The 15,595-nt window shown below is 67.3% G+C and carries 17 protein-coding genes, 1 tRNA gene and 1 pseudogene; 14 read left to right on the top strand and 5 right to left on the bottom strand.

The window, feature by feature from the left end:
* The first annotated feature begins 6 nt into the window (after positions 1-6).
* The 4 genes from cysD to BS329_RS33635 all read left to right on the top strand — a co-directional run bounded on the left by cysD (position 7) and on the right by BS329_RS33635 (position 4,214).
* Complete coding sequence (gene cysD, locus BS329_RS33650) at positions 7-927, top strand: sulfate adenylyltransferase subunit CysD (RefSeq protein WP_076166276.1); 921 nt, start codon at positions 7-9, stop codon at positions 925-927.
* Positions 927-2,189, top strand: coding sequence for a sulfate adenylyltransferase subunit 1 (locus BS329_RS33645; RefSeq protein WP_076166274.1), 1,263 nt, complete (start codon positions 927-929; stop codon positions 2,187-2,189). The genes cysD and BS329_RS33645 overlap by 1 nt, the downstream gene beginning before the upstream one ends.
* Complete coding sequence (locus tag BS329_RS33640; protein WP_076166270.1) at positions 2,186-2,923, top strand: sirohydrochlorin chelatase; 738 nt, start codon at positions 2,186-2,188, stop codon at positions 2,921-2,923. The genes BS329_RS33645 and BS329_RS33640 overlap by 4 nt, the downstream gene beginning before the upstream one ends.
* A 517-nt stretch (positions 2,924-3,440) precedes the next feature.
* The gene (locus tag BS329_RS33635; RefSeq protein WP_076166267.1) at positions 3,441-4,214 is read left to right on the top strand and encodes an enoyl-CoA hydratase-related protein; all 774 of its coding nucleotides are present in this window, start codon (positions 3,441-3,443) and stop codon (positions 4,212-4,214) included.
* Here the strand turns inward: BS329_RS33635 and BS329_RS33630 are convergent.
* From BS329_RS33630 to BS329_RS33620, 3 genes are read right to left on the bottom strand one after another with little or no spacing between them, the layout of a single operon-like run.
* Positions 4,211-4,570, bottom strand: coding sequence for a barstar family protein (locus BS329_RS33630; RefSeq protein ID WP_076166264.1), 360 nt, complete (start codon positions 4,568-4,570; stop codon positions 4,211-4,213). The two genes, BS329_RS33635 and BS329_RS33630, sit on opposite strands and share 4 nt — an antisense overlap.
* Positions 4,567-5,052: a guanyl-specific ribonuclease gene (locus BS329_RS33625; RefSeq protein WP_076166260.1), complete on the bottom strand. Its 486-nt coding sequence runs from the start codon at positions 5,050-5,052 to the stop codon at positions 4,567-4,569. The genes BS329_RS33630 and BS329_RS33625 overlap by 4 nt, the downstream gene beginning before the upstream one ends.
* An 11-nt stretch (positions 5,053-5,063) precedes the next feature.
* Complete coding sequence (locus BS329_RS33620; protein WP_076166258.1) at positions 5,064-5,267, bottom strand: hypothetical protein; 204 nt, start codon at positions 5,265-5,267, stop codon at positions 5,064-5,066.
* Between the two features lie 59 nt (positions 5,268-5,326).
* Between BS329_RS33620 and BS329_RS33615 the strand changes: the two genes are divergently transcribed.
* Together BS329_RS33615 and BS329_RS33610 are read left to right on the top strand one after the other, a co-directional pair.
* Positions 5,327-6,292, top strand: coding sequence for a quinone oxidoreductase family protein (locus tag BS329_RS33615; RefSeq protein ID WP_076166255.1), 966 nt, complete (start codon positions 5,327-5,329; stop codon positions 6,290-6,292).
* Positions 6,293-6,476: 184 nt separating this feature from the next.
* Entirely contained in the window at positions 6,477-7,520 is a 1,044-nt protein-coding gene (locus BS329_RS33610; RefSeq protein WP_076166252.1) for an alpha/beta hydrolase, read from the top strand.
* Positions 7,521-7,534: 14 nt separating this feature from the next.
* On the opposite strand, the gene BS329_RS33605 is transcribed toward BS329_RS33610, so the two are convergent.
* A complete protein-coding gene (locus BS329_RS33605; RefSeq protein WP_076166636.1) occupies positions 7,535-8,386 on the bottom strand; it encodes a LysR family transcriptional regulator in 852 nt (283 codons plus the stop codon).
* A 175-nt stretch (positions 8,387-8,561) separates the two neighbouring features.
* On the opposite strand from BS329_RS33605, the gene BS329_RS44865 reads away from it, so the two are divergent.
* From BS329_RS44865 to BS329_RS33585, 6 genes and pseudogenes are all read left to right on the top strand, one after another.
* Positions 8,562-9,134 (top strand): aspartyl/asparaginyl beta-hydroxylase domain-containing protein, encoded by a 573-nt coding sequence (locus BS329_RS44865; protein WP_244197396.1) that lies wholly within the window; start codon positions 8,562-8,564, stop codon positions 9,132-9,134.
* A complete protein-coding gene (locus BS329_RS44860; protein ID WP_279628228.1) occupies positions 9,058-9,333 on the top strand; it encodes a hypothetical protein in 276 nt (91 codons plus the stop codon). The genes BS329_RS44865 and BS329_RS44860 overlap by 77 nt, the downstream gene beginning before the upstream one ends.
* Positions 9,288-9,407: pseudogene (locus BS329_RS45260) on the top strand (aspartyl/asparaginyl beta-hydroxylase domain-containing protein); the annotation flags it as partial. The gene BS329_RS44860 and the pseudogene BS329_RS45260, both read left to right, overlap by 46 nt.
* A gap of 72 nt (positions 9,408-9,479) precedes the next feature.
* Entirely contained in the window at positions 9,480-10,397 is a 918-nt protein-coding gene (locus tag BS329_RS33595) for a DMT family transporter (protein ID WP_076166249.1), read from the top strand.
* Positions 10,388-10,458: transfer RNA gene (locus tag BS329_RS33590), tRNA-OTHER, on the top strand. Before BS329_RS33595 ends, BS329_RS33590 begins: the two co-directional genes overlap by 10 nt.
* A 165-nt stretch (positions 10,459-10,623) precedes the next feature.
* Complete coding sequence (locus tag BS329_RS33585) at positions 10,624-12,102, top strand: amino acid permease (protein WP_076166247.1); 1,479 nt, start codon at positions 10,624-10,626, stop codon at positions 12,100-12,102.
* On the opposite strand, the gene BS329_RS33580 is transcribed toward BS329_RS33585, so the two are convergent.
* Positions 12,077-13,126 carry a nitronate monooxygenase gene (locus BS329_RS33580; RefSeq protein WP_076166243.1) on the bottom strand — a complete coding sequence of 350 codons (1,050 nt, stop codon included), beginning with the start codon at positions 13,124-13,126 and terminating at the stop codon, positions 12,077-12,079. The two genes, BS329_RS33585 and BS329_RS33580, sit on opposite strands and share 26 nt — an antisense overlap.
* A gap of 110 nt (positions 13,127-13,236) precedes the next feature.
* On the opposite strand from BS329_RS33580, the gene BS329_RS33575 reads away from it, so the two are divergent.
* Together BS329_RS33575 and BS329_RS33570 are read left to right on the top strand one after the other, a co-directional pair.
* On the top strand, positions 13,237-15,042 hold the full coding sequence (locus BS329_RS33575) for a family 20 glycosylhydrolase (protein ID WP_167480047.1): 1,806 nt from the start codon (positions 13,237-13,239) through the stop codon (positions 15,040-15,042).
* A 57-nt stretch (positions 15,043-15,099) separates the two neighbouring features.
* A complete protein-coding gene (locus BS329_RS33570; RefSeq protein ID WP_076166240.1) occupies positions 15,100-15,546 on the top strand; it encodes a pyridoxamine 5'-phosphate oxidase family protein in 447 nt (148 codons plus the stop codon).
* The last annotated feature ends 49 nt before the right edge of the window (positions 15,547-15,595 follow it).

The raw sequence follows: 15,595 nt of genomic DNA, 5'->3' as shown, positions 1-15,595 counted from the left end.
GACGACATGACCACGCTCGAACCGGCCGCTGACGCCGCCACGGACAACCTGGCGGCGCTGGAATCCGAGGCCATTCACATCTTCCGCGAGGTGGCTGGCGAATTCGACCGGCCGGTCATCCTGTTCTCCGGTGGCAAGGACTCGACGCTCCTGCTGCACCTGGCGATCAAGGCCTTCTGGCCGGCGCCGGTGCCGTTCCCGTTGCTGCACGTGGACACCGGGCACAACCTCGAGGAGGTCATCGACTTCCGCGACCGCGTGGTCGAGCAGCACGGGCTGCGGCTGCACGTGGCGAAGGTGCAGGACTGGATCGATGACGGCAGGCTCGAAGAGCGCGCCGACGGGATGCGCAACCCGTTGCAGACCACGCCGCTGCTCGACACGATCTCCGAGAACAAGTTCGACGCCGTCTTCGGCGGCGGGCGCCGCGACGAGGAACGCGCCCGCGCCAAGGAACGGATCTTCAGCCTGCGCAACGCTTTCGGCCAGTGGGAGCCGCGTCGGCAGCGCCCCGAACTGTGGAATCTCTACAACGGGCGGCACCGCCCCGGCGAGCAGGTCCGCGTCTTCCCGCTGTCCAACTGGACCGAGGCGGACGTCTGGAACTACATCGCGCGGGAGAAGGTCGAACTGCCGTCGATCTACTACGCGCACCGGCGCGAGGTCTACCAGCGCGACGGGATGTGGCTCACCGAGGGCCCTTGGGGTGGGCCACGACCGGGCGAGGACGTGAAGGAACTGACCGTGCGCTACCGGACCGTCGGCGACGGTTCGTGCACGGGCGCCATCGAATCGACCGCCGCCACGGTGGACGAGGTCATCGCCGAGGTCTCGGCCTCCCGGCTCACCGAACGCGGCGCCACCCGCGCGGACGACCGGATGTCGGAGGCGGCGATGGAAGACCGCAAGCGTGAGGGGTACTTCTGATGTCCAGTCTGTTGAGGCTCGCGACCGCGGGCAGTGTGGACGACGGGAAGTCGACCCTGGTCGGGCGGCTCCTCTACGACACCAAGTCCGTCCTCGCCGACCAGTTGGACGCCGTCACCCGCGCCAGTGTCGACAAAGGACTGTCCACACCGGACCTCTCGCTGCTCGTGGACGGCCTGCGCTCGGAACGCGAGCAGGGCATCACGATCGATGTGGCGTACCGGTATTTCGCGACACCGAGGCGCAGCTTCGTGCTCGCGGACACGCCGGGCCACGTGCAGTACACGCGGAACACGGTGACCGGGGCGTCCACCGCGCAACTGGCCGTGCTGCTGGTCGACGCGCGCAAGGGCGTCATCGAGCAGACCCGCCGCCACGCAGCGGTGCTCGCGCTGCTGGGTGTGCCGCATCTGGTGCTGGCGGTGAACAAGATCGATCTCGTCGGCTACGACGAAGCGACGTTCACCGTGATCGCCGAGGAATTCGCCGAGCACGCCGCTTCCTTGGGCTACGAACGCGGTTCCGTGCTCGCGGTGCCGGTTTCGGCGCTGGAGGGCGACAACGTCGCGGAGAAGTCGGACAAGACCCCGTGGTACTCCGGGCCGACCCTGCTGGAGCACCTGGAAACCGTGCCGGTGGCACCGGATCCACACGATTCGGCCTTCCGCTTCCCGGTGCAGTACGTGATCCGGCCGCGTACGGCCGAGCACCCCGACTATCGCGGGTACGCCGGGCAGATCGCGGCGGGCACCGTCCGGCCGGGTGACGAGATCGTCGTACTCCCCCAAGGCCTCCGCAGCCGGGTGGAGGGCATCGACACCGCCGACGGGCCGCTCGCCGAAGCCGGGTCGGGCACCTCGGTGACCCTGTTGCTGGCGGACGACCTCGACATCTCGCGCGGGGATCTGATCGCCGCCGCGGACCGGCAGCCGGAGGTGACCGACGAGATCACCGCGACCCTGTGCTGGCTCTCGGCCAAGGCGCTCAAACCGGGCGCCCGGGTGCTGGTGAAGCACGGCACACGAACGGTGCAGGCCATCGTCGGCGAACTCCACGCCCGTTTCGACGAGCAGACGCTGTCCAGTGTGGACGGACCGGAGTCACTGGAGCTCAACGACATCGGCCGGGTCACCCTGCGGCTGGCCGAGGCGATCGGCGTGGACGACTACGGTGTCAGCCCGCGGACGGGCGCGTTCCTGGTCATCGACCCGAAGGACGGCGACACCCTCGCCGCCGGACTCGTCGGCGAAAGGTTCGCATGACGCGGGCGCTCGTCGCCGTCGCACACGGCAGCCGTGACCCGAGATCCGCCGCGACCATCCGAGCCCTGCTCGACGTCGCCCGCGGCCTGGCGCCGGGCCTCGACATCCGAGAGTCCTTTTTGGACCTCTCGGAGCCGCTGCTGACCGACGTCCTGCGCGAGTTGTACGCCGAAGGGCATCGCGAGGTCGTCGTGGTGCCACTGCTGCTCGGTGTGGCCTACCACGCCCGGGTCGACCTGCCCGCGCTCGTCGCCGAGGTTACCGCGGACTGCCCTGGCCTCGACGTGCGCGTTTCCGGGGTGCTGGGCATCGACCCGGTCATCGAGACGGTCGCGCTGGACCGGCTCACCGAGGCGGGCGCCGACCTCGGCGATCCGGCACTGGGCGTCCTCCTCGCCGGCGTCGGCTCGTCGAATGTCGCCGCGAACGACGCGGTCGCCGGGATCACCACCCACTGGCACCTGCGGCGCGGATTGCTCGCGACCCCCGCCTTCGCCACCGCGGCCCAGCCGGACGTGCCCGCCGCGATCGAGCGGTTGCGGCTCAACGGCGCACGGCGGCTCGCGGTCGCGGGCTGGTTCCTCGCGCCGGGATTGCTGCCGGACCGGATCGCCCGGCTGGCGCGCGAAGCCGACCCGTCGATCATCGTCGCCGGACCGCTGGGCCCGGATCCGCGCATCGCCGGACTCGTCCTGGAGCGCTACGACCTCGCCGCCGCCCGGCTAGCCGCCTGAGTAGACCGGCTTTGTCCCGTTCGGGTGCTTGATACCGAACTTGCCGGTAACTCTCTAAGCGCTGCGCAGCTCGCTTTCGCTCCCCATCGAACCCTCAGGTAGGTGGAACCTGAAGGCTGCCATCCGTGCCCTCGTCTGCGCTTCGGCCGCGATCGTCCCACTCGTCGGTCTGGCCGCTCCGGCATCGGGCGCGACCACAGTCGTCTTCGACTGCGAAGCGAAACCGCCGCTCGTCGGTTACCAGTACCTCAAGCTGAACCAGGACGCCGACGTCACCGCCCCGGCCGACCTCACCGGCGGCTCCGGCATCGGCTCGACGTTCGAACTGCCGACCGTGACCGCGCACACCACCGCGGGCTCGTCCGGCACCATCGAGACGAAGCTGGCGGGCAGTGGCTACGGCAACCCGGGCCTGACCTTCACCGCGACGACGATCGACTGAACCGCGCCTGCGCCACCCTCCCGCGGGGTGGCGCAGGCCACTGCCCGACCGGACCGCGCTGTGCGAAGGTGTGGCATGGCTGACGAACTGGTGCACTACGACGTGGTGGGCGGCACCGCCACGATCACCTTGGACTCCCCGCACAACCGCAACGCGCTCTCCGCCCAGCTGCGGCGCGAACTGAGCGAATCGCTGGACAAGGCGCGGGCGGACGACGCGGTACGGGTCATCGTGCTCACCCACACCGGCCCGGTGTTCTGCGCCGGGATGGATCTCAAAGAGGCCCGCGGCGCCGGGGCGGGCAACCAGGGCGTCAACGAGTTCCCGAAGATCCTCGACCAGCTGTGGACCAGCCCCAAGCCGGTGGTGGCGAAGCTGGCAGGCCCCGCGCGGGCGGGTGGCATCGGCATGGTGGCCGCGACCGACATCGCCGTCGCGGTGCACGAAGCGACCTTCGCCTTTTCCGAGGTGCGGATCGGTGTCGTACCCGCCGTCATTTCGCTGACCGTGCTGCCGCGGCTCAACGCCCGTGCCGCGCACGAACTGTTCCTGACCGGCGACACCTTTGACGCGAAACGGGCCGTCGAGATCGGCCTGCTGAACTCGGCCGTCACCGCCGACGAACTCGACGGCGAGGTCGCCCGCTACGTCAAGGCGCTCGCCCTCGGCGGGCCGAAGGCGCTCGCGGCGACGAAGGAACTACTCAGCAAGCCTCGCCCAGTCACGCCGGGCGAAGGCTTCGAGGCCATGAACAAGCTGTCCGCCGGGTTCTTCGCGAGCGAAGAAGGACAGGAAGGCATCACGGCCTTCACCCAGAAGCGCAAGCCGAATTGGGTTCCGGAGGCTTAGTCAGGCAGGACGACGGTGAGGCGCCGGGAGTCCGATCGGTCACCGGCCGGCCCCAGCGCCCGCTGCGCGTCGGAAAGCACGCTCCGGACAGCCAGGTACGCCTTCGGATCACGCGCCTTGAGCACCGAGGAATCGGACCAGATCAGCACGTGCTCACCCGGCGGCAGCCAGGACAGGTCGGTGAGGCAGTCGTAGAGCGCGTCGAGGGTCTTCCCGAAGTAATCGGGGAAGGACAGCGCTTCCGCGATCGCGTCCAGCGCCGAAGCCTTGTCGGTCGCCTTGCCGCCATCGATCGGATGCGGATGCGCGCCCCGCGCGAAGGCCTTTTTCGCTTCGCCCTTCCCCGCCGTGCTCATCGGCCGGCGTCCACTACGACGAAGGACTTGTAGTGGTCCTCGGTGTAGTACAGCTCCTTGCCGGTGCCGGTCACCAGCCGCCTGGCCCCGCGATCCGGGCTGCCCGGCGTCTTGACCGTGTATTCCCGGTAGTAGCCGGAATCCTTGGCGGGGAGGACCTTCTCCCGGTTCTGAAAGGTGACGTCGTCGTTGCGCGGATACGGGTACGGCCCGCCCGCCTTGATGAGCTTCCAGGTGTCGGCGGCCTGCGGGGGAAGCCCTGTGAGCGGTTTGACCGGAAGCCCGGACTCCGCGCCCGCGACCTTGCCCTTGGCCTGGCTCGCCCCGGTCTCACCCGGCTTCCCCGCCGCGCTGGACGAGCTCGCCGGAGGCGAAGTGCTCTTCGTGTCGTCACCGCTGATGCCGTCCTTGACGAACCAGCCGGCGAGCACCAGCACGATCAGTCCGATCAGGGCGGCGGTGATCCGCCTACGGTTGAACATGGTTCGCCAGCTTAGGAGGGCCGGTCGGAGTCGTTCGCATCGCGGGCCGCGCCGAAGATCCGGGCGACCCTGCCGAAGACCGTGTCGAGCAACCAGGCCGCGACCAGGCACAGCGGCACCACGACCGCCATGACCAGCACGAACTGCACGGGAAACGAGGCCTGCGCGAGCCACAGCTCGACGCCGTCCCACCAGTCAGCAAGCCCGTTGAACACAGTGTGAGCCTACGCGCGCGCCTGCTGCCACCGCCGCTCAGGCCAGGTAGGTTGCTGACATGTTCGCCGTTTACGCTTCCGAACCCAACGCCGAAAAGCCGCTGGACTCGCTCGTGATCGGCGAGCGACCCGAACCCGAGGTACCCGAGGGCTGGGTGCGGGTCCACGTCAAGGCCGCCAGCCTCAACATGCACGATCTGTGGACGCTGCGCGGTGTCGGCATCAAACCCGAGCAGTTCCCGATGATCCTGGGCTGCGACGGAGCGGGCACGCTCGACGATGGCACCGAGGTCGTCCTCCACTCCGTGATCAACGCCCCCGGCTGGCAGGGCGACGACACCCTCGACCCGAAGCGCAGCCTGCTGACCGAGAAATACCAGGGCAGCTTCGCCGAGCAGGTCGTCGTCCCAGCGCGCAACGTCGTGCCGAAGCCGTCGGGCCTGACCTTCGCGGAGGCCTCGACCATGGGCACGGCCTGGTTGACCGCCTACCGGATGCTGTTCGTGAAGTCCGGGCTGCGACCAGGGCAGACGATGCTCGTCCAGGGCGCCTCCGGCGGCGTCTCGACCGCCCTCGTGCAGCTCGGGCGAGCTGCCGGATTCCGGGTTTGGGTGACAGGGCGTAGCGAAGAAAAGCGTGCGCTGGCCGAAAATCTGGGCGCACATCAGACCTTCGAGTCCGGCGCGCGACTGCCGGAACGAGTCGACGCGGTCTTCGAGACCGTCGGGAAGGCGACCTGGTCCCATTCGGTGAAGTCGCTCAAACCGGGCGGGATCATCGTCGTTTCGGGCTCGACCAGCGGACCCGACGCTCACGCGGAGTTGCAACGCGTGTTCTTTCTGCAGCTGCGGATCGCGGGTTCGACGATGGGAACCAGGGACGAATTGACCGATCTCCTCGCTTATCTGGAGCTCACCGGGGTTCGACCGCAGATCGGCGCGCGATTGCCGTTCTCGGAAGCGAAAACCGGGTTTGAAAACATGCTTGACGGGGAAACCTCCGGCAAGGTGGTCTTCACGCATTGATCGGAGGGGTGGATTCTCCCCCTCGCTCAAGATCAAGCACGCACATGAGCGCACGTCCGCGCGGTCCACGCAGGTCAAACAGCCATTTCCTGGCCTTGTCAAGTGTCAAGAACGTTATGACTCAGCGAGCTTTTCACGACCAAAGTTCGACCAAAATCCGATCTCTCGCGGTTAACCTGGAATCATGACCGCATCGCAGCGGCCCGAACCGGCGGACCCCGGGGGCCGGACAACCACCGAAGCCGACCCGATCCGTGTCTCTTTCCGGCGCTATGCCGGTGTCCGCACCAGAGTGCTCGAAGTCGGGCCGCCGCCGGTGGAATCCGCCGATCGCGCGCCTCGCCGGGTACTCGGCAGGCGGACGGCCACGCGCGGGCACGCCAAGCCGACCGCACCGAGACTGGTGCTGCTCCACGGTTACTGCGACAGCGCCGACACCTGGCGCCCGGTTCTGGAACTGCTCGCGACCGCCGGGATCCCGGCGGTCGCGGTCGATCTACCGGGTTTCGGTGACGCACAGCCACTGCGACCGGGCCCGATGCTGCCGCAGCTGGACGCGTTCACCGCCGCCGTGATCAAGGAGCAGGCCGTTCTCGGCACGGTGGTGCTCGCGGGCAACTCGCTCGGCGGCACGATGAGCCTGCGCGCCGCGGAGAACCACCGGCTGCCGGTCGCGGGCGTGGTGTCGATCGCCGCTCCCGGTTTCGTGGACAGCTGGCTGATCCGGACCATGGCGCGCTACCCACTGCCGCTGCGGATGTACTCGGCGCTGCCGCTGCCGATCCCCGGTTTCGTCGTCCGCGCCGTGGCCGAGCAGGTCGTGCCCCGGCTGCTGTACGCCAACGCCACGGCCGCGGACGCCGACCAGGTACGCCGGTTCACCTCCCTGTTCCCCGACTACCGTTCCACCACCACCCGGCTCGAGCAGGCAAGGCAACTCGTCGAAGAGCTGACGAACGCGTACCGGCTCGAAGAGGTCCGTGTTCCGCTCGTGGTAGTCGTCTGCGGCAAGGACAAGCTGGTCAGCGCCGCCTCCGGACGGCGGCTGCACGCGCTGGTCCCGCACAGCAGGCTGATGGTGCGCGAAGACTGGGGCCACTGCCCGCAGCTGGACGACCCCGTCGAGATCTCGGAGCTGCTGACCTACTTCTCCGCCAGCGCGTCAAGGCCGTCGAAGATCGCCTCTCGCGTGGCGGCTGAAGTGAGCGAGGACACCGTCGCCGGATAGGTGCGCTCTCCCGCTTACCCGACCAGCGCTTTGGCGACGGCGAGGAAGTCGCGGAGCGCGGGATGCGGGGAGTGTGGCGGCCACGCCAGGTACACGGCGACAGGGGGAGCGTCGCTGAGGGGAACGTAGACGATCTCGGGGCGCTGATACAGCTGGCTACTGGGATCCGGGGTGATGCCGAGCCCCGCCCCCGCGGCGATGTTGCTCAACCAGTCATCGACAGTGCCCACTTCGACCGTGACGGCGGGCCGCCGATTCTCTTTCCACAGATCGGGTTCGGTTGTTCCGGAAGCGGTGTTCACGACAAGGTCGTATCGAGCCACTTCCCCGAGAGTCACCGACCGGCGGTTCGCCAGCTCGTGCTGAAGGGGGACGGCCACCAAGCGGGCCTCCTGATAGAGCAACTCGTGCCGGTATCCCGGCCCGGGGCGCCTGCCCCTCACCACGGCGATGTCGATGGCGGCCTCGTCCAGCTTGGCGTAGACGTCATCGACCTGCCGCAGGTGCAGTTGGTATTCCCGGTATTCGCTCCGCCACCGCTGGATCAGATTCGTGGTGAATCGCCCCAGCGCGGCCCAGGCATGTCCCACACGTAACGGCCTCGGCGCGTCGAATGGACTGGACAGGGCTTCGGTGAACGCTTTGACAGCCTGTATCGCTTTTGTCCGGAACGCCATTCCCGCGACGGTGAGTTCCACGCCTTTCGCCGACCGGCGCAGCAACGTGGTCCCTACCTGTTGTTCCAGCTGGGACAACGTCCGGGACAGGGCAGGCTGAGTCACTCTCAGCAGTCGCGCCGCACGACTGATGCTGCCTTCCTCGGCTGCCGCGAGAAACGCCTCCAGGTGCCGGAACTCAACCCCCATAACCTCCAAGCATACCGTCATTCGAAATGAGCATTGTCGCGAGGGTTTCGAACGGTGATATAAAGAACTGCACCCACCAAGAGAGAATCGCGTTCCGACGGCCGCGTCATGGAGCTGTCGGCGCAAGTCCGGAAAGTACGAACTTACGGGGGGGGAATCGGTGCGCTCTCACATCGTGGGCAAAGTCGAATTGGACAGGGCCAGGCTCCAGTATGACCTCGAAGCGCTGGCCTCGATTCCACGAGTCGAGGAAGAGTGCGACGAAGTCAGCTCCGGATACTGGAAGAACCTTTCCCTCTGGAACTCCAGCGGCGAGGCGGACGACACCATGTATCGGGACATCCAGGGAGCGGCGAAGCCGACAGCACATGCCGCAAAAGCCCCCTACCTGCACGAATTGATCCAGACGGTGTTCGACCCGAAGATCGTCAAGATGGCCCGAGCCCGCAACCTGGTGGACGCCATGGTCATCCCGCACCGGGACTTCATCGAGCTGAACAAGGACAACGACCAGTACTTCCGTACGTTCATGGTCCTCGAAGACAACGAATCCGCCTTCCATTCCGATGATGACACCGTTATCCACATGCGCCCAGGCGAAATCTGGTATCTCGACGCCGCCGCCCCTCATTCGGCGGTCAATTTCTCCTCGAACAGCAGGCAATCACTGTGTGTCGACTTCGCTTCGAAGGTGCTTTCACAGAAGATCGGATCTTCGCCGACAAATCGTTCTACCGGCCTGCCCTGAAGCCGGAAATCGTAGCGGGGAAGCCTTTACCGACGAGCATCGCGACAAGCTTGTCCGCCTCGGTGAGGTCATCGACGAGGACAACTTCAAAGACATCTTGTTCCTGATGTCCCGGGTGCATTACCGGTACGACGTGCCGCCGCCGAAACCTACACGTGGTTCATCGAAGCCTGTCGTCTGGCTGACGACGCGTCGTTGACAGCGAGGGCGGAGGGGGTACGCGACTACATGATCGGTCAGCGCGCCCTCGGTGAACGGCTCGCCGCCGCCTGACCCCCCCTCGACCAGTGGGGGAATCCGACCGCTCGGATCCCCCCACCCGAGCCGGAAGAAACACGGCCACCGATGCCCGAAGTCGCATCTCATTCGAGTGACAGCTCACTCAAGGTCGGCGCGCCGATCGCGTTCGTGCTCATGTGGGCCAGTGGCGCCATCGCCGTGCTGTACGGCCTCGAACATTCGTCGGTGGTGACGTTCCTGCTGTTACGCGCCACCGGCGCGGCCGCGGTCTCGTGGCTGGTGTGGCTGGTCGTTCGTGATCCACTGCCTGCCCGCCGGGGCCAGTGGGCCCGCCTGATCACTGTCGCGCTCCTGCTGCAGGTGTTCTACCAGGGGTTCTTCTTCCTGGCGTTGGGGACAGGAGCGCCGGCGGGAGTGGTCGCGGTGCTGGTCGGGTTCCAGCCGGTCCTGACCGCGATCCTGACCCGCCCCGGCCGCAACCCCACCCTGTACGCGGGTCTGGCATCGGGTTTCGCCGGGGTCGTGGTCACCTCCGGGTCGGGAATCGACCTGAGCGATGTCGGCAGCGTGCTGGGTATGGTGTTCTCCCTCGCGGCACTGATCGGCATCACCGCGGGAACGCTGGTGCAGGGACGCACGGTCGGCGTCGGGGTGTGGGCCTCACTGGCTCTGCAGAGCACCATCAGCGCCATCGTTTACGCCCTCCTCGCCCTCACCACGGGACACCTGCGCGCGCAGGTGAATCCCGAGCTCGTCGCCGCGGTGGGGTGGATGGTCCTCGTCGTGTCCGTCGGAGCGACCGCGCTGCTGTACTTGATGATCGGCAAAGGTGAAGCCACCAAGGTGACCAGCTTGTTCTACTGCGTCCCACCGGTCACCGCGTTGCTGGACTGGGCGTTCTTCGGCCGGTTCCTGACCGCTTGGGAGATCGCGGGCGTCGTCCTCGTCTCACTGGCCGTCGCCCTGACCCAGCGTGCGAAAGAAACTCACGTTCAAAAGCCGAAGCAACCCACCGGGGCGTAGCGGTCGGTGCTCCTCAGCCGTCAAATCGCTGAGGTGTCGGGTTCGAATCCCCTCGCCCCGACCGCGATCCGAACCGACGGACCACCGTACGGCGCGGTCTTCCCAGGTCCGTGTGGTCAAGTAATTCACCTCACAGGACACTCAGCTCACCCATTCGCTGGGCACGGCTTAGTCTCCCTTTCGGACTGTGACCCAGTCCGAAGGCACACTCTGTTGGGAGACGACGATGTCCGCACCGCGCAGCCTGGGCTCGGGATCCGGGGTATTCCGCCGCAAACCGATCGACCAGATCCAAGAACTGAGTGACGGTGGTGGTGGGCTCCAGCGCACGCTCGGCCTGCGCCAGCTGACCGCGATCGGGGTCGGCGGCATCATCGGCGCGGGAATCTTCTCCCTGGCCGGCGCGGTCGCGAACAAGACGGCCGGACCAGCGGTGCTCATCTCGTTCCTCATCGCGGGTATCGCCAGCGCGGCCGCCGCGTTCTCCTACGCCGAATTCGCCGGGCTGATCCCCCGCGCCGGATCCGCCTACACCTACGGGTACACCGTGCTGGGCGAGATCGTCGGCTGGTTCATCGGCTGGGACCTGCTGCTGGAGTACACCGCGATCGTGGCGGTGGTCGCGATCGGCATCTCCGGCTACTTCAACGAGCTACTCGGATATCTCAACATCGACCTGCCGACGTGGATGCTCGGCGCTCCAGGCACCGAGAAAGCCGGCGTCGAGCCAGGGTCCTACAAGGTCAACCTGTTCGCCGTGCTGCTGTGCCTGCTGATCGCCTTCATCCTCAACCAGGGCATGAAGAACGCGGCCCGGTTCGAGACGCTGCTGGTCTACTTGAAGGTCGGCCTGGTCCTGCTGGTGGTCGTCGTCGGCGTCTTCCACATCAACACCGACAACTACTCGAACTTCTTCCCGTTCGGCCTCAGTGGTGCGTTCACCGGTGCGGCGACGGTGTTCTTCGCGGTGTTCGGCTACGACGCGATGTCCACCGCGGCCGAGGAGTCGACCGACTCCCAGAAGCACATGCCGAAGGCGATCATCTACTCGCTTGCCATCTCGATGGTGCTCTACGTGCTGGCTTGCCTGGTCCTGACCGGGATGGTCAACTACAAGGACATCGACAGCGAAGCCGCCTTCTCCAGTGCCTTCGCCGGTCTCGGGATGAAGTGGCTCGGCCTGATCATCGCGGTCGGCGCGATCATCGGTATCACCACGGTGCTGTTCACCTTTCTCATGGGCGCGAGCCGGGTCGGCTACTCGATGAGCCGCGACGGACTGCTGCCCAAGTGGTTCGGCAAGACCCACCCGGTGCGCAAGGTGCCGAGCCGGATGACCTGGGTGCTCGGCATCGCGTCGGCGATCATCGCCGGGCTGCTGCCCATCGGTGAGGCCGCGGAACTGACGAACATCGGCATCCTGCTCGCGTTCGTCGTCGTCTGCGTCGCGGTGATCGTGTTGCGCTACAAGCAGCCGGACCTGCCGCGGTCGTTCAAAACCCCGGGCATGCCGGTCGTGCCGATCGTCGGCATCGTCTTCTCGATCTGGCTGATCACGTTCCTGAACTACCACACCTGGCTGCGGTTCGCGGGCTGGTTCGCCCTCGGCCTGTTCATTTACTTCGTTTACAGCCGCCGTCATTCCGCGTTGAACGCGAACAGCGGCGACGCGAAGCAGGTCAGCGGAGACGACTCAAACGCGTAGCGGCTTCGCGGGCTTCGGTCTGGAGGCGTTCGACGATCGACGCCGCCGGGCCGGAGCCCGCGAGTTCGTAGGTCTGCCCCGCGTAGAGAGACATCACTTCGGGGTCTCCCGCCTTTCCCGCGGCCGCGCGGATCGGCTTGGTCAGGTTGTTGACCTCCGGATACGCCGACGGTGCCGTGGCCGAGAAGTCCGTGACCGCACGGTTGACCAGCGAGCGCGCGGGTCGTCCGCTGAACGCCCTGGTGAACGCGGTCGGCCTGCCGCCGTCCGCCAGCGCCTTCCGGTGCGCGGGCTGCGTGCCGGCCTCGTCCGCCCGCAGGAACGCGGTACCCAGCTGGGCCGCGACAGCGCCGGCCGCCAGCACCGCGGCGATGTCGGCGCCGTGCACGAGCCCGCCGGTCGCGACGAGCGGCAAGTCCGTCCGCGCCGACACCAGCCGAAGCAAGCTGAGCACTCCGTACTGCGCTCCCCCGCCCTCGGCCCCGGCCTCGTCAGCGAAGAGCCCTCGATGTGCTCCGGCTTCGAATCCCTGGACCACGAGGGCGTCCGCGCCGACGGCGACGGCCTGATCGGCCTCGGTCGGCGTGGTGACGGTGACGGCCACCTTGCTCCCGTTGGCGTGCAGGCGTTCGACATCCTCGGGTGAAGGTGTGCCGAAGGTGAAAGACACCACCGGCACCTTCCGTTCCAGAACTAGCCCGAGTTTCGCGGCGTAGGCGTCGTCGTCCCACTGAGGCTCGCCGGGCTCGACGCCGTAGTGTGCGGCCTCCGTGCGCCAGCGCTCGATGTGCTCACTGAGATCCGCCGACGCGGCGCCACCGGGGACGAACAGGTTCACCCCGAAAGGTTCACCGGTCAGCTCGGCCGTCTTCGCCACCCGGTCCGCGAGGGCATCGGCACTCAGATAACCGCCTGCCAGGAAGCCGAAGCCGCCCGCCGCGCTCACCGCGGCCACCAGCTCGGGAGTGGTCGGCCCGCCGGCCATCGGAGCCGCTATCACCGGGAAACGCAGGTCGTCGAACACGATTCCGACGATAGTCCCCTCCCGACGGCACGGAATGTGACCTTCAAGTCACTCCAAGGTTTCACTCCGGTGGTCTAGACCTTTGAAGGCGAAAATGCGACGATTGGTCCATGCGTGACGTGGGTCACGTCTCCTGTCCCCTGGAGGCCCCGGTGAAGACCTTGAGAACGCGGCTGGGCCGCGCTTTCGTCGGGGTGGCGCTGCTCGTCGGCGTCACCACCGCAGCCGCCCCTGTCGCCGACGCGGCCACCCCGCCACTTCAGGCGGTCGTCCCCGTGCCGGTCTCGGCCCAAGCCGTCACCGGCTCGGACCACTCCCTGACCGCGAACACCAAGATCTACACCCAGGCCGGTTCGGCGCCCGCCAAGGCGGTCGGCGACTACCTCGCCGAAGTTTTGCGCAAGTCCACCGGCTTCGCCCTGCCTGTTTCGGACGCGCCGTCGGGCACACCCGCTGACGGCATCTCACTCCTGCTGTCCGGCGCCGACGCCCGGGTCGGCGAACAGGGTTACCAGCTGAACTCGAGGTCCGCTTCGGTCATCCTCCGCGCGACGACGGCACAAGGCCTCTTCGGCGGCGTCCAGACGCTGCGACAGCTGCTGCCCGGCAAGATCGAGAGTTCCACCGCGCAGCAGGGTCCCTGGACGATCCCTGGCGCGGACATCCTGGACTACCCGCGGTTCGGCTACCGCGGCGCGATGCTCGACGTCGCGCGGCACTTCCACCCGGTCGCGAGCGTCAAGCGGTACATCGACCAGCTGGCGCAGTACAAGATCAACAATCTGCACCTGCACCTGGCCGACGACCAGGGCTGGCGGATCCAGATCGACAGCTGGCCACGCCTGACCACCTACGGCGGCAGCACCCAGGTCGGCGGCGGCGCCGGCGGCTACTACACCAAGGCGCAGTACACCGAGATCGTGAACTACGCGGCTTCGCGGTTCATCACGGTCATCCCCGAGATCGACATGCCCGGGCACACCAACGCCGCTCAGGCGTCGTACGCCGAGCTGAACTGCAACAACACCGCTCCCCCGCTGCGCACCGACACCGCGGTCGGCTACAGCTCGCTGTGCATCTCCAAGGAGATCACGTACACCTTCGTCGCCGACGTCATCCGGGAGGTCGCGGCGCTGACGCCAGGGCCGTACTTCCACCTCGGTGGTGACGAGGCCCAGGCCACCACCGACGCGGACTACCGCTCCTTCATGAACCGCGTGCTGCCGCTGGTGGCCGCCAACGGCAAGCAGGTCGTCGGCTGGCACGAGATCGGCAAGGCCACCCTGCCGGCCACGGCGACCCCGCAGTTCTGGGGTACGACGACGTCCAGCACGGAGGTCTCGAACGCCGTCGCCCGCGGCAGCAAGGTGATCCTGTCGCCGGCGAACAAGGCGTATCTGGACATGAAGTACAACTCCAGCACGCCGATCGGGCTCTCGTGGGCGGGCTACATCGAGGTGCAGGACGCCTACAACTGGAACCCGGGCGCCTACCTCTCCGGTGTGCCGGAATCGGCCGTCCGCGGCGTCGAATCCCCACTGTGGACCGAAACCGTGGTGACCCCGGCGAATATCGACTACCTGGCCTTCCCGAGGCTCCCGGCGCACGCGGAACTCGGCTGGTCCCCGTGGTCGACGCACGACTGGAACGTCTTCCGGGTGCGCCTCGGCGCACAGGCCCCGCGCTGGCAGGCGCAGGGCATCGGCTACTACGCGTCGAGCCAGGTCCCCTGGGAGACCGGATCCACCAACCCCGGCACCTGTTCGCTTCCCGTTTGGGACCGGGCGTCCACCTATACCGGCGGTGCGACCGTCTCCCACAACGGGCACAAGTGGGCGGCCCAATGGTGGACGCAAGGCGAGGAACCCGGAACCACCGGTCAATGGGGTGTCTGGCGCGACAACGGCACCTGCTGAGATCCCACGTACGCTCGTTCGGCCCCTTCCCCGGGCCGAGCGGGCTACGGTGGGTCCATGGCCGCTGATCTCGAACTCGTCCGCACTCTTTCCTCACGTGAAAACGGACTCGCGACCGTTGCCACGGTTCGCGCGGACGGCACCGTGCACTCGTCGGTGGTCAACGCCGGGGTGATCGAAGACCCGGTCACGAAGGCGCCGGGAATCGGTTTCGTCGCGGTGGGCGGAGCGAAGAAGCTGGACCTGTTCCGCCAGGCGGGCCACGCCACGATCACCTTCCGCCGAGGCTGGGAATGGGCGGCGGTCCAGGGTCGCGTCCACCTCGTCGGCCCGGACGACCCGGACCCGGACTTCGACCCCGCCGGACTCCCCAAGCTGCTGCGCGACGTCTTCGTCGCGGCGACCGGGACCCATGACGACTGGGAAGAGTACGACCGCGTGATGGCCGCCGAACGCCGGGTGGCCGTCTTCATCACCGCGAACCGTGTCAGCGGGAATCGCTGACACGGAAAAGGCCGCCCGGTAACGCTTTGGGCGGCCTTTTCGCGAGTAT

Origin of the sequence: Amycolatopsis coloradensis, assembly GCF_001953865.1 — a bacterium.
Taxonomy (GTDB): Bacteria; Actinomycetota; Actinomycetes; order Mycobacteriales; family Pseudonocardiaceae; genus Amycolatopsis; species Amycolatopsis coloradensis.
The sequence above is the reverse complement of the archived record's forward strand: the minus strand, read 5'-3'. Positions and strand labels throughout refer to the sequence as shown.

Excerpts from the sequence above, each read along its gene's own strand:
- cysD (WP_076166276.1), top strand. The coding sequence starts at position 7 with ATGACCACGCTCGAACCGGCCGCTGACGCCGCCACGGACAACCTGGCG.
- BS329_RS33645 (WP_076166274.1), top strand. The coding sequence starts at position 927 with ATGTCCAGTCTGTTGAGGCTCGCGACCGCGGGCAGTGTGGACGACGGG.
- BS329_RS33640 (WP_076166270.1), top strand. The coding sequence starts at position 2,186 with ATGACGCGGGCGCTCGTCGCCGTCGCACACGGCAGCCGTGACCCGAGA.
- BS329_RS33635 (WP_076166267.1), top strand. The coding sequence starts at position 3,441 with ATGGCTGACGAACTGGTGCACTACGACGTGGTGGGCGGCACCGCCACG.
- BS329_RS33630 (WP_076166264.1), bottom strand. The coding sequence starts at position 4,570 with ATGAGCACGGCGGGGAAGGGCGAAGCGAAAAAGGCCTTCGCGCGGGGC.
- BS329_RS33625 (WP_076166260.1), bottom strand. The coding sequence starts at position 5,052 with ATGTTCAACCGTAGGCGGATCACCGCCGCCCTGATCGGACTGATCGTG.
- BS329_RS33615 (WP_076166255.1), top strand. The coding sequence starts at position 5,327 with ATGTTCGCCGTTTACGCTTCCGAACCCAACGCCGAAAAGCCGCTGGAC.
- BS329_RS33610 (WP_076166252.1), top strand. The coding sequence starts at position 6,477 with ATGACCGCATCGCAGCGGCCCGAACCGGCGGACCCCGGGGGCCGGACA.
- BS329_RS33605 (WP_076166636.1), bottom strand. The coding sequence starts at position 8,386 with ATGGGGGTTGAGTTCCGGCACCTGGAGGCGTTTCTCGCGGCAGCCGAG.
- BS329_RS33595 (WP_076166249.1), top strand. The coding sequence starts at position 9,480 with ATGCCCGAAGTCGCATCTCATTCGAGTGACAGCTCACTCAAGGTCGGC.
- BS329_RS33585 (WP_076166247.1), top strand. The coding sequence starts at position 10,624 with ATGTCCGCACCGCGCAGCCTGGGCTCGGGATCCGGGGTATTCCGCCGC.
- BS329_RS33575 (WP_167480047.1), top strand. The coding sequence starts at position 13,237 with ATGCGTGACGTGGGTCACGTCTCCTGTCCCCTGGAGGCCCCGGTGAAG.
- BS329_RS33570 (WP_076166240.1), top strand. The coding sequence starts at position 15,100 with ATGGCCGCTGATCTCGAACTCGTCCGCACTCTTTCCTCACGTGAAAAC.